Source organism: Rubneribacter sp. (genome assembly GCF_965361815.1).
Genome location: NZ_CBDTNW010000170.1, coordinates 48,953 through 63,511, shown reverse-complemented (window position 1 = coordinate 63,511; position 14,559 = coordinate 48,953). Strand labels below are relative to the sequence as shown.

1 protein-coding gene (running past one end of the window) is annotated in these 14,559 nt (G+C 59.2%); it reads right to left on the bottom strand.

Translation table 11 applies throughout. The features are described 5' to 3' along the window. Positions 1–14,559 carry the beginning of an SdrD B-like domain-containing protein gene (locus tag ACWKY3_RS12305; RefSeq protein WP_449316694.1) on the bottom strand. 15,357 nt of this gene lie to the left of the window's left edge, so only the first 14,559 of its 29,916 coding nucleotides appear in the window; it begins with the start codon at positions 14,557–14,559; the stop codon falls past the left edge of the window.

Below are 14,559 nucleotides of genomic sequence, written 5' to 3'. Positions count from 1 at the left end.
GTCCTCGTAATCGGCATAGTTGTTGGAGTCCAGCGTGGCCTTGTTGTAGAACGTCACCTGTTCGGGCAGATGGAACGAGAACACCAGCTTGCCGTGGGCCAACGCGCCCGACGAGCCGAGATTCTCTTCATCCGCCAGGTTGTTCTTCACTGTGAGAGCATACCAGGGCTCATCGCCGTATTGCCACGACTGGTCAGCCTCGCCCGTTTTGCCGCCGTCGGCGTCCAACACCTCGCCGTCGCCGCCTGCGAGATCGCCCTTCGCGCCGTCCCCGGTATTGGTCGTTCCCGTAGCGGAGGGGTCGGCTCCGTCAAGCGGACGCACGGGATCGGCCTCCACCTCATAGGAGGAGGTGAACGACGGATACGACGTCCGCAGCTTCAAAGCGGCATACGAACCTGCGTCGGGAATCTGATCGGCGCTCCCCGCCGCTCGATTGGAAAACGCATCCTGATAGACGGCAGCGTCATCGCCATCCAGCGCCTGTGTGTTCTCCTCGGTCAGCGACCACGCCGGCCGGAACGCGTAGTCCTCCACCAGCAAAGGCAGCCCCTCACGCTCCACCACGTCGCCCAGGGACACATCGCCCTCTTCGTTTGCCGTGGTGTTTCGCATGTCGCCCATCTCGGCATAGGTTCCGCTGAACCCGGGCAGCCAATTGAAGGGCACCTCTTCGCGCGTTCCCTCGTCGGCCATGCAATTGGAAGGCACGGGCGCAGTCGGATAATCCTTGCTCGCCCGGGCATCCAAACGCAGATCTCCCGACGACTGCTTTTCGGCGCCCACCAAATAGGGATTGCCTCCTATGTCGGTGTCGCTTATGAATCGGTAACCGCCCATGGCCGAACTCACGTAGCTGCGCACGTTCTCGTAGGAGTTCTCCACCTGTTCAGGATCGCCCTCTTCGCGCACAGGCTCCTCGTACGTCACAATATCGAACGAGAACAACCCCGCGCCATCGGACTTGATGCGCTGCTCGCTGTTGCCGGCGCCCACGGCACCGTCGGGAGCGTCCAGGTCGTCGTCCTGCGGCAAGAAGCGCACCACGTAGCGGTACTCCTCGCCATCCGAAGCCGCCGTGTCGCCATCAGTATCGGTCATCGTCACCTTCTCGTAGGTGACCGTGGCTCGGAATCCGGGCTGCATATCCTCCGCGTTTGCGTCGGGTTCGTTCGCCGTTGCGCCATCGGTGTAGGACACGCCCCAATCGGCCTGGTCAAAATTCTGCTCCACATCCGGAGAAGGGCTGTACGGCAGACCGGTATCCCTATCAACCGGTGCAATGCCCTGCGGCAGCACCGTAGTCACCACAGGCAGCACGAGGTCGCCCCGCGCACCACCGTCAGTGGCATAGTTGTGGTAATGATTCTGATATGACGTCTTCTGAATATCGTTCCACCAATAGCGGTTTTCCACATGGACGTTCAACTGGCGATGATCAGCTTCCTGCATCAGGTAGTAGTCGGCCACAGAGCCGCTCACGCCGTTTTCGCCCAGCGTGTTCCACACGCGCACAAGCGGCTCACGTTGCACGGCCGTAGTACCCGTCTGCGCATAGAGCGGCGCCTCGCTCCCGGCGTCTTTGTACGCTTTACCCCATGCAATGGCGCTTGTGTTGGCCACCTTGACGCTCAGATCGTCGGCAGACACCGTGTTGTTCTGCACGGTTTTGCCGTTGACGGCAGGCATATTGGGTGAGCCGTACAGCTGGCTGCGCCCAGTTCCGTAATATGAAGACCAGCGCCAATCCATGCCGTAGGGCTGCACGTTGTGCGCCTTATCGGCCTGCGCCGTGGCACCCTCCCAGTGGTCGATATCGAACACCTGGTAGTAGGCGCTCGAACGGCTACCCATGCCCTCGGAGCGACTCGTGTCCACAGGGCGCACCAGCACGCGGTCGTTCCATTCGCCATTGGCGTTGTTTGCGAACACGTGCACCGGCACGTCCACGTTTATCTTGTAGCCGCCGTCGGCGTAACCGTCGGGGTCGGCTGTGTTGACCTCGCTGCCGTCCTGCGCGCGATAGAACCATTTGCCCAGGGGCTGCTCTACGGTAATTTTAAGCACCCATGGCTGCGAGCTGTCGCGATACGATTCAGCGTCACCTGCCGCAGCAGCTACGGCTTCATAGGACGACATGCTCAGATCCGCAGACAAATCCTCTGCGTTTGCCTTGAGCACCTTGCCGTCGCGGTACGCAGCCGGGTCCTGCGCGGCGCTCGGCGCGTCGTAACCCTCGTAGTCACCATCGGGGCGCTGCACTACCTCAACCTTCACCAGGTCATCGGGGATGTCGTTCCATGTTTCCTCGGCATATGGATCGGTGCCAGGGTTAGCGGCAGACACGGCCTGCTCCAACACCTTGGCGTCCACCTCCACCATGCTTCCGTCGTCGGCAAACACCGGCTCCACGCCACGTGGCAGCACATACGTGAACTCCACGCCGTCAAGCGTACGGTCGCCGTAGTTGAGCGCCTGCAGACGCGCTGTAAAATCTTGGTTGTACTGCAGCGCGGTAGTGTGCTGGCCCCATAGAACGCCTCTGTTGTCATCGTCCCACCATGTGGGGTTCCCCGCGTAATCGCAATGCGGATCGCGGCCCGATTCGTACACACGAGCGCTCTCGTAGTTTGGCGCAGAGCCATTGTCCATCGCGGGGTCATCGCCCTTTACCGCAAACTCACTTGCCGTGGCTATCCAGGCTTTCTGCAAATGAACGCGCGTTTGGCTCCACACCACCGGAACTTCGGTTTCGTTTTCCAAGAGCGCGCCAATGCGGGGCGTGAGGCACAGCTTGTCAAAGGAGAGCGCATACCGCGCATGCGTAGAGGACGAAGACGTATCGGTGCGCGTGTAATGCTTGGCCTCTGGCCAGGACTCTGTCGTAGCGTCGTTGGGACGCTGGGGTGAATAGCGCGCTGTTTGACAATTGTTCAGCGTGCGCATGTCCGTATCGAAGAAACTGTCATCGTTGTCGCTGTTATCTCCCGGCAGATAGGCAAGCGAACCGTCAAACGTTTCCCACAAATCGGTATCGTCGGGACGATCGCCCGTGAATCCGCTTTCGTGCAACAGCGAATCCAAATCCATGAGCACATTGCTGGTGTTCACCTTAATCGCTGCATAGTAAGACGGCAACGCAGTACTAGTGAACCACTCGCCCCCTAGAGGATCGGCATAATGACTGTAATAATACGATGAATACGAATTCGCCGAGTACTCGCCCAGACGTGGGAAATACGCAGGCTCGGCACCCGTCGTTCCCGACGACAGTGCGGCCTGGTCTAGATCCGTGTACACCTGGGGCAACCCATCGAGTGCCGCTTGTACGGGGAACCACAGCTCTATGGTGTCGCCCACCTCCATGCGCGTGTTGCCCGCCTTCACGCGATCAACCGGCGCCAGATCCGTCGCATCAGCCGGATTACCGCCCTCGGTGCCAGCCGCCGGCTCCCAGCTTATCTTGAACAGATAAAACGTCGTGTTTTCACTCACACCGGAATCCGTGGGGTTCAGGTCGGCAAATGGCTTACCGCCCGCTGGCGTGGAAACCTCCGAGGTGGAGGCATACGTCATGGCGCCACCGTAGTCAGGGGCCTCGGATGCATCCGCCAATTCAACGGACAGCTCCATGCCCACGTCGGTCGTACGCGCGGCGGTTACATCGTTGCCATCGCGATCCGTCCAACGCAGGTGTTGTTTAATGTACGATTCCAAATACTCGGCCGTTATATCGACCCCGGCATGAGCACCCAATGCCTGCTTTAAGTAATTCGCAGGTATGCGCTCGTAAAACACGGGGTTATACAACTCGCCCTGCAAGTCGCTGACACCCGGGTTCGTACCCTCCTTCACGTTACGCAGCGTATCCTTGTACCAGAACGTCTCGCCCGGAATGTAGCCCAGTTTCTGGTCGGCCTCCGCGTCATAACCCGCAGCAGCCTGTTCTTGGGTCTGGAACACCTGGTTATGGAACTGCATCACAGGCGTGCGGCGCGACACCGTCACACGAACATAATCGTTGTAATCATCCTGCTTCGTGAGCCACGTGCCATGCAGAGCGGGAGCTGCCTCAACCTCCACGGAACCCTTGGAGAACAACGGCTCACTCTCGTTGTGGCGATGCGTGAAACTTACGTCAAGGTATTGGTCGAAGTTCCAACTGGTTGCCTGCTCCTTGCTGGCCACGGTTCCCTCGTCCAACCGCACATCGTGGTAACGACCCACGCCGATAAGCGCCACATCATCCAGCAAAAACTCCCCTGCATCGCCCTCCGCACGCGCAGGCACATCGTAGTACGTCCAGCGCACGCCGGTAGCTGTGCGGAACACGCTGTCGTTTACCACGTGATCCGTTTCGGCAGGACCTTGCTGCTTCATGAGCGTCTCAAGCGCATCATACTCAAGCCATGCACCCTGACTCGGCTCGTAGTACTCCACCTTGACATCAGGACGACCCGGCGTGTCGGGGTCTGGCCCAGCCTCGCTCTCAACGATGCCCTCGGGATAACCCACGTCTTTCAGGCCGTCAGCAGAACCCACCGACGATGCTAGCTTCGGCGTGTCCGTCAACTCAAAGATAGGCGCGCCCACGGGGTTGCCCTTTTCATCGTGATCTTTGGTGAACAGCACCGTCACCGTCATATCCTCGACATGGTAGGTGGGGTTCTTCAAATCCGACACCGTAAGCTTCATGGGGTTGCCGTCAGTGTCGGCCGGGTTTTTCTCAACGGTGGCAGAGCTGCCAGCATTGGGATCAACCTCCAGCCACTCCGCAGCAATTCTTGCATTGGAGTATCTATATTCATAATGCGTATAGAACGTCAGTGCCGAAGTGGCGCGGATGCCTAGTTGCTCTTGTCCATCCAAACGGGAATCTTGGGTGATCTCGCGATAGAAAGACGTGCTCGATGAACCATCGTCGGTTCTGTAGCTTGTATTGTACGACGTGGATGTTCCGTAAAGCGCGTTCATCTGCTTACTTGGATAGCGCGCACTGCGCACATCGCGCACGCGGTATTGCGCGAAACCATGCTTCGGCGCTGCCGTGACCATGAACTGGGCAGTGGGCGACTTGCCTTTCCATGCAGGCTCGTCATCTTGGAACGCCACACCCTCTTCGCTGTCATAGCCGTCATCGCCCAGCTCGCTCGTCAACTGGGTGATGACGCGAATGTTCACGAACGTTCCCTGCTGCATCTGTGCGTTATCGGGGCTGAGCGAAGCATCGCCCACCGTCAACACCAGCTCGCGGTTCTGCTCGTACTGCTCTTGCCCCTCCGCCACGGAAAGGTCCTCTTGCGCCGGAGCCTCGCGCATACCCTGCGCGCCACCCTCCACCGAGCCTATTTTGGCCGTCACGGGAAGCGGCGCACCATCCGCGCCCACAGCTGTGCTGTCGTCAGCAACCTCCCAGCCTACAATACGCTGCCCTGCGGCAACAGAGAAGCGGCCGGTTGCCTGCTCAAGCGGCAGACCGGCGTCCTCGCCCGCCTGAATGGTGAGCGTGTACTCCACATAGTCGCCTGCATACAGGTTACGGTCGGGGATGTTGGTGGGTTCACCGGCCAGCGGATCAGCGCTCGACGGAGACGCAAGCGAGCGGTCGTCGCGGTCGTAGGCGAACAGGGTCCGCTCGGTGGGCGAGCCGTCCGCACCCTCCACCGTTATCTTCGTGCCGCGAGCCATACTCATCTCCAGCAAACCAAGCCGATGACGCGCATGGTAGAAGAACGTAGGATCGGAGCTTGCAGCGCTTGGAATGTTATGATTCGGATCCTTCGTCTCCACATTGGACACCGACAAATCGTGCCGTATGGAGGTGGCATCCGATGATATGGATGCGTACGTGTAGGAAGTCGTGACTTGCTTTGAGAATGTCGGCGTAGCCAGACGGTCCCACCCCTCATCAACAGATGAGGAGTTTTGGAACGCATCGAGCGTGCGGTCTACGAGCACGCACTCATACGAGAACGCGTACCCGCCCTCTTCGTTAGCCAGATACTTGCCCGAATCCAACATGGTGGTCGGGTCATAGCGGTCGGCATTGGGGGAATCGAACGTCAGCGAGATGCTGCTGACGTGCGCCTTGGCATACTCAACGTCCACTGCGGGATCATCTTTGTAACCATTGATGCTGTTGGTATCCGTCGTGGCCTTATACGTGGTCACCAGTTCCTGGGACACCGTGTCCGGGTCACCATCCAGCTGATTCTTCAAATCCTGTCGCAGGTATGCCTCTAGGTCAACCTCATAATCGCCCTTTGCGTTTGCCTGACTGGACACCACGCCCGCATTCACGAGATCTTCCCACGACAGCTCCACCGTCTTCCCGTTCGCCACGAACGACAGGGAAACCACCCGCAGCCAGTTTTCGGAATATCCTTGACCACCAGGCACCAGACGCTGCGGCACGTAAACGGTCTGCAGACGCGAGTTGTCATCCAGAGCGCTCGTCAGCGTCACATGGCTGATATGGGAAGCGCGCTTGGCGTCATCCACTCCCGGCGTTCCATCCTCGACGTTTTGGAAACGAGCCTCGTAGATAGTCTTCGTGGGCGCATCATTGTTCTCATTAAAGTCGTACACCACGGGACACAGCGTGTCCGTCACATCGTTTTCACCGTGCAGTGTGTAGCGATACCGGAGCGGAATCAAGTAGCCGGTGAACGCTGCCGGGTCGGAAGATCTGTCATGATTGTCGTAGTAGTTCCATGCAGGCGAAGAGATAGGCGTATCCGGATCCTCGTTCAGATAACTGATAGCGCTCACCGTATTCGTAGCATCAGATACAGCCGTTGCGCCACCTGTCAGGGGATTCTCTTGGCTGCCGTACACATAAGGTCGGCCAAGCACGTGCAGGTCAATATCCGTTTCCGTGCCGTCAGCCTCGCCGTTGTAGCGCTGATCCGTCTCGCCCGCACCATCCACGTCACCGGCATATGCACCTAGCTCAATCGACAATTCGGCAATAAATTCGTTCTCGTGCAGATCGATGACGAACGGTTTCCCGCCTGTCTCCACCATGCTTTTGATCTCAACGGCCGGCTCTTCATCAGGCCGCGCAAACTGCACATACACCGTGCCGTCAGCAGCTGTCGCATCCAGCAGATCGGCAATCGTCTCATCCGACAGCTTCCGCTCCGCACCGCTGGCGTCTCGCTCAAAGGTGCCCTTCGTGGTCACCGCAATGGTGCGCGCCGCACCCTCGTTTTCCGCATAACCACCCACAGCGGACTCATCTTTTTGCCACTGCTTGGTAGTCAGCCTCAATTCGGGCGCAACGGCACCCTGCTGCTTGGCAAGCTGGCTTTGCAGCTTGCTCAGCACGCCGGAGTCAGCCGGAATCCCTATCCCCGTGCTCAAAAACCCGTAGTACCCCAACTCGTCATTGGGGAAGCACACAGGGAAGGTATCTTGCAACACCACGCGGTCGGCAAACGATATGCGGCCGTAATTCCAATCGTTGTAGTCTGAGCCGGAGAGGCTGACAAGATTGTTCGTGTGTTTCCGGTAAAACGACACGTAGAACTTCTGGTCGTCCGCAAATTTGACGCTATCGTCAACGTCCAATTCGTACGCCAGATCCGTGTTCACGCCCTTGCGCACATAGTTGCCATCGTCAATCACCGACACTTGGCTGATCGTCTGCAGATGACTCATCTGGCCTTCGTAATCAACATGACTATAGGTCGTTTTATGACCCCATTTTCTGTTGTCGTACGACCACTCGCTCTTGTGGCTCGAAGTTCCGCTACCGTCGTCGTAGCGCGTGACAGCCTTGTGCCCTGCGCGGTTGTTACCCGAATAGTCACCGCCCGCTCGTACTGTCACCGTGGTGACGCTCTGTCGATTGTCGCATGTTTTATAGAAACGACCCGTCACCTCAAACGACATGAGGTTGATCCAGTCTGGATTGTCGTATTGAAGGCTGTCGCCGAACCACGTGCCGTAGTCGGGCAGATTCGCTGTATTCCCGCGCCCATCACCCGCCTGGTTGATCGCATCCGTGTACTGGCATTGGTTGATGCTCAAAGTGTACGACACGCTTTCCACCAGCTGGACGCCCTTAGGCATCGCATCGGTTTCGTAGGCGCTGAACGGGTCGCGGTAGGAGTACGCGTCACCGCTATCTTTCCCGTAGTCGGGCACATGTTCGCCGTCCTCCAACCGAAGCAGGTTCAGGCGGAAGTACGGATTGCTCTCCGAATCCATCCGCACAGAGTCGGCCGCACCGCTTTTTGCCTGCGCACGCACTTCATCGCCCGATACGCTCATAACGGAGCCATCGGCATAGGTCACGTCCATGTTCTCGAGGAAGGGAAGCGCTTGCGCACGCACCAGCACGTAATACGCATCGAACACGTCGGAGGGAAGCTCCTGGTTGATGGTCATCTGCAAGCCCGTGTTATACGAAACAGGCTTGATGGCATCATTGTAATAGCTTATCTCTCTCTGCTCGTTGTCACGATACGACCCGTATTGCATGTAGCACGAGTATTCCGGCCCATCAAGGCTATTCACCTGTCGGAAATCAACCAGATACGACCCTTGGGCCTTGTATCCCAAGTTCAACGCACAGTTTTGCTCTCCATATTCAGGTTGCACGTTGCCATGTGACTGCCGCGCATGGTTGGAATCCATCGTCCCCTGCGTGTAGGTGGTCAGACGCTGACCGGAAGATGCCGTATCCTCGTCGTAATACCCCACGCGGTTAACGGCGTCGAAGTACATCTTGCTCACATACACGCCTGACAAGTCAGTACGCTTCACCTCGTAGGACGAAGCCTTATCGCCCGCGCGGAATCCGCCCAGATGATTGATCGTCTGCGCTTGGAACGTGTCCTCCGTGCCGAACATGCTATCCTCGAAGCCGTGCACCGTTATGACCTGCGTCTCAGCTTCCGAGTTGGCGCTGGCGTCGTCTTCTTGCATGTTCTTCCACGACACCAGTTCTATGGTCAGCAGGTTCTGAATGCCCAGGGCGGCAACAGCGCTCTCCTCAATCGTTACCTGACCGTTCTCCACCGGATAGAACGTTCCCCGTTCATCCACAAAGCCGGCTACCTCATTGCCGCTCAACGTTGTGTCGCCCGCATCCCAGCTCGCACTGGGATCGGCTACCGGGCGCAACTCCTTCGCCACCGCGCTGGCATTCGCATCAGCGTCTGGCGCATAACCGGTCAGACGGATGGTGCCCACCTGCCCCTGCGGGAAGCATGACAGAATATCTTGGTTCACCGTGAAGCTGGTCACGTGGAAGCCCGTCCACGCGTCCACCGTGGAACCATCCTCTTGTTTAATGCCCGTCTCGTACTTCAACGGCATAGTCAGCACAACATCCAGGTCGTCGAGCACCGACACGTTGCGCTCGTTTTGCACGGTGGCCCACATAGTGAAGTCGCGGTCGTAGGGCACCACAACTTGGGTGCGCGTGTTGTCGTCCGAACCTCCGCGGTTGGTGTAGTTGGGATCCTCGCACTCGGTGCCATCATCGGCAGTGGCGTACTGCACGTAGGTGTGCAACTCAGCCGCCGGGCGCTCCACGCGCAGCACGGCTTTCTGCGAACTGGGGATGCGCGTGTCGAACGCGCCCTTCTGCTCGAAAGTCTGCGCGGCCACGTGGTCATCGTACCAGTCGGCCTTGCCCGTCAGCTCTATGCCCAGCGTTGCGCCCGACGTAACGGGATCAATAGAAGCATATCGCAACTCTATCTTGCTCAAATACTGTCCCGCACGGTCGGCCAGCATTCCCTCGCCCACCGTGAGCGTAAACGAATCCGCGCTGGCCAGCGCACTCTGCACGGCCTGCGCGTCCATCTCAAACGCCCCTCCTGCCTGCTCACCCGTGGTGGGATCAAGGAAGAAAAGCAGGGCTTTTTCGAACGCCGTGGAGCCATCGCGGTTCGTGCCCAGCTTCAGTATGTCGGCGCTTACCTCCACCGTCTTGGTTCGGAAACCGCGTACCGTGTTGTCTTCATCTTCGGCACCGCGACGTGCGATGCCTTGCACGTCCAGAGTTATCGTAGATTCGTCAGAACGCGCGTGGCTGGTGTTTTGGAAGGAGAACCGATAGCCCACGTTTTCCGCATGCGCCGCCACCTCTATGCTGCCGCCGTCGGTGCTTTCAATTGGCCCGTCAGTCGGCCGCACGTCAGCCGGCTTGAAAGAGCGAGCCGTGGTGGCAGTCCCCAACTGACCGATGAGCACCGTCGCAGAGCTTTTGCGCTCGATTCCATCCCCGTAAGCATCCGTAACCGGGAAGAAGTGCGCCGAGGTGGTGATGGAGTTCTGGTACGTATGGTTCGCACTGCCCGCCGCAGGAGCACCGTGCGTGTTCATATATCCAAGCATACGCACAACCATTGATGACTGCGCACTCAAGTGGGCGTACTTCACCCGCACGAGCGCCACCGGCGCATCCTGCGGGAACTCGGTGTCCGGAATGGTCAGCACACCGTTGTCAATCCATTTCGTCAGCGCTTCGGCGTCGAAAGAGCGCACCGGCACGACGGCATCGCCTTCTGTCGGCAGGTTGTTGAACGCGTACAGCTCCACCCCTTCGATGGTGCCCGATTCGTGACGCACGGCCGCCCTGCCACCGGCTGCTCCGTCTGCCCCGCAGAGTGCGCCTTCGCCCGTGGCCGGCGCATCAGCCGCGTCCCGGAACCCCTCTATCGCTACCCCGTTTGGCAGAAACCCTCGTGCACCGGCAAGCGGATCCGCCGTGATGCCGCTTGCGGACACATCCAGCGCCACCTTGTCGGCCTCCGCCTCGGTGGGGTTGGCCAGCTGCGCCTGCACCCATGCTTGTTCGCCCTCAGCGAAACCCCAGCGGTACGGGATGGCGCCGCTCAGCTCGGCGCCCTGCCAACTCCATCCGTATGAGGAGGTCACCGTGGGTTTGATAGTGGTTGTGGCGATATAGGATCTGTCGGCGGAGGACTTGTTCCACTCCTCCACCTCGTAGTCGGTGGAGAACTCCGCTTGCAAATGCATGACATCCATCAACGTGGGCGTGCCGAACACGTCCACGTAGGCTCCTCCGTTTATACCGCCAGCGGGAGCATTGCCGCAAAACGTTTCGAAGCGGACGGTGGCGCTTGCCAAATAACCGCCGCCCCACGCCTCGGCGGGCACCACCAAGTCTCCTTCAGAATTCAAGTAGCCTTTCAGACCGTCCCAGTCCAAATCGACCGTAGATTGCCCCCCGGCGTTATCGTACACCGCAAACGACGCCGACACGCCCTCGCCCGATGCCAGAAGCTCGGCCGACAGCGACACGTGCGACGTCACGAAACCACGCGGCTCGCTGCCGGACTCGTTGCGCGGCAGCGGGCCCACGGTGATGAGCGCAGGCTCCATCAACGCGGCGCTGTTGTTCCATATGGTGAACCGCCAACCGCTCTGATGACGGCTGAGCGGCACTTCCAGCGGGTTTTTCTCCGGAGCATCGGCGAACGTGATCAGCGGATTTTGGTTGGGATCCTGCGCATCGGTGTAGGCAACCGAGCTCACGCAAGGCTCTACGGGGAACACCTCCAGCACGGAGGTATCCGCACCTCGCATGTTCCAATCCTCTTGTTGATACAGCGTCTCGAACGCCGCTTCCACGCCATACGTGCCCACCACTTTACCCGTGCCGAACACGTCGATGAACGCCTGGATGTCTTCGGCAGGTTGGCTGCCGTACACGCGATCGTAGCGCACGGTCACGGTTTCCAAGAGTCGCTGGCGATACGGATTGTCCTTGTCGGGATCGTCTTCGCTGGGTATCCACGCCCAATACGAGTTGGGAATCACGTACGCGTTCGCATCCTGATCGAAATAGCTCTTGATCTGATTGGAGTCGATGGTCTTGGTAGCCGTCTTCCATTCTTCGTCGTTGTCGTCGTATACGCGGTACGTCACGTCAATACCAGCGAAATCGCCCAGTGTTTCCACCAACCCGGGGGAAAGCGACAGGTGCGACACCTCCACGCTGGACATGAGCTTGTTCTCGCCGGTGTCCACCAGCGGAAGCGGGCCTACCGTGATCTGGGCAGGTTCAAACATGGACGAACCCGGATTGCCGAACAAGTAACGCCAACCCGCCGAGTGCACGTCCAGCGGCACGCTGCTCTTATCCTCCAGCGTGGCATCGGGGTCGGCCGCCTGATCCGCATCGGCGTACGCCTTTGCGTCCACCGTGGGCGCGAGCGGCAACAGGGGCTGCAGCACCGCTGTTGCCGGATCGCTCGCACGGTTGAAGTACTGGTACCCGGACTGCACCCCGTCGCCGGCCGTTTGAGAAGCGGTCACCCACAAACGCTGCGCGTACTCCAAGCGTGCCGAGTTGAGGTACTCCTTGGCATCGTGCGCAGGGCCAGGTTCCAGCATGAAGCCGTTCACCTGCACCTGCCCCGGAATCTTTTCGGTCGTGCCCACAGGCTCGTGGAAAAGCAAGCGGAAACGTCCGGTGAACAGGCCGTTTTGTCCGGCGCTCGACCCCACTTTGGCACCATAGCCACGAGCTTCTAACTCGGCCGCCAGCGAATTGGCGCGCTCTTCGCCGCCAAAGCGCCAGGTAACAGATTTGATGGAGCCGTCCTCTTCGTTCTCGATGCGCGTGGGAGGAAGGTCAAGCCCTATCCACTGACGGGTTCCCGCGCTGTCCTCCACTTCGAATTGGAGCGCGGCAGCCTCGGGGTGCTCTTCGCCCTCCGCCACATAGTAGTAGTCGGACAGCTGCGGGCCGAGCGCTTCTTCACCCTCCGCCTCGGCCTCAACTTGAGGCAGCGTGATCTCCACGTTGCCAAACTCCCAGCCGCCGGGCAGGGTGTCCACCAACGCCGGACCGATATCGCTGCCTTCGGGATGGCTCTCCTGCCCGGGCTCCAGCTCACCGGTAGAGTCGAAGTCTCCGCCGCTTGCCCGCGATCCGAAGAGCGGCATATTGCCAGTAGAATGCATATTGTTGATGACGTACCCGCTCAAATACCCTAAGCGGTCTTTGCCACGATTCGAGAGACTCTCGCTGCCGTCGCCGCTGCTGCGGTCGATAGCCCATTTCTCTAGCGAAAAACCGGGATCCGGCTCGTCAAAGCCATTCGACGTTTCCAAGAACTTGGTCCACGTGTAGTCGTTCTCCCCCAATTTGCCGAAGTGAACCGTAGTTTCAAGTTCGAAGTACGCCCTTTGGAACACCTCGGACGCGCCCAGCCCGTTACGGGGGATGTTCGTAGTGTAGGGAAGCGCCACCAACAACGTGGTGTGGTCCTTGTTGTCGGGTTTCGCCCCGCCCTCGGTCGAAATGAGGGTGCCTTCGCCGTCTTTGGTGTAGAACGAGATCAGCCCGTCCTGGCCGCCTGTCTGATAGCAGATGCTCTCGGCGTTGGGGTCAACGTCCTTGACGTTGGCGAACGTGGCCATGTCTAGCTGGTTGTACTGATCGTCGGTCCAAGCGGTGGTGTCGTATATGAGCGCGCCGCCCTGCCCCGGTACGCCCACAAGAGTCAGCTCGTTGTGCTGCGCGTCGAAATTATCGTTCGGAACAATCTGGCCGTCTTCCACCTTCCAGGCCATAAGATCCTCGGGCCGCATGCCCCAGCCCCCGTCGGTGGTCACGTTCTGGAACCGGAAGAAGTGTTCGAAACGGTCGATCACGCTGTCTTCTGTCGGAGAGGTGTTGGTGATGGTGACCTTGTACACGGCATAGTTGTACTTATCCCACAGCACCGGCGTGTGGACGCACTCGGCCGCATGCTCCCATTTCAGGTTGGTCACGATGAAAGACATCTGGCGCACCAGCGTGCCGCTTGAGTCATCAGGCGAAATCTTAATTGGCCCTTGGGCAACCAGAGTTCCATCGCGGTTGTAGCAGCTGTCCGCAGTTCCTCCGAGCTGAACGGTGCCGCCCGCGTTTTCGGGAATGTTGCCGGCGAAACGCAGACTGAAGGTGGCTCGTTGGAACTGGTTGTCGAATTGACCGAGGCCGTTCGCACCAACGTATTTCAGAATATACTTGCCGGTCAGACCCTTTTCATCGCTGTACGTTTCTTTGGTGATTTCGGTGAGGGGCGTACCGTCCCCGGGGTCTTTGTACAACTGATAGTATTGGAAAAAGGTATCCGGGCTGTCAATGGTGAAGTACATGCGCTTGTTATCCGCATTGGCTGCGGGATTATTCGCTTTGTTGGCCTCCCACTCTGCCTCAGTGTACACGCCCACCAGCGCGCCGCCGGCATTTTGGTAGAGATAGGGGATGTTCAGATGAAACTCAACGCCGCTCAAATAGCCGCCCACCGGAAGCGAGGTCATAGCAGCTTGGAGCGTAACCGTCGGCGGCGCGTCCGTCGTTCTTACCATGAACAGGTTGTCGCTGACCTTTTCCGCACCGTCCTGAGTCAGGTAAGGCTGGAAGTGGTCTTGGGTCATCTGGCTCGCCCGCAAAAGCGAAATGCGGTCGGCGAGGGCGGTGTCCAGGTCGGCGTACATGCCCGGCAGGCGGTTGGAGCCCTCGGGGGGCTGCCATTCGTCGGGGATTTCGAGAGCCGGATTGTTGGCGGAGGCGTCGGCCAA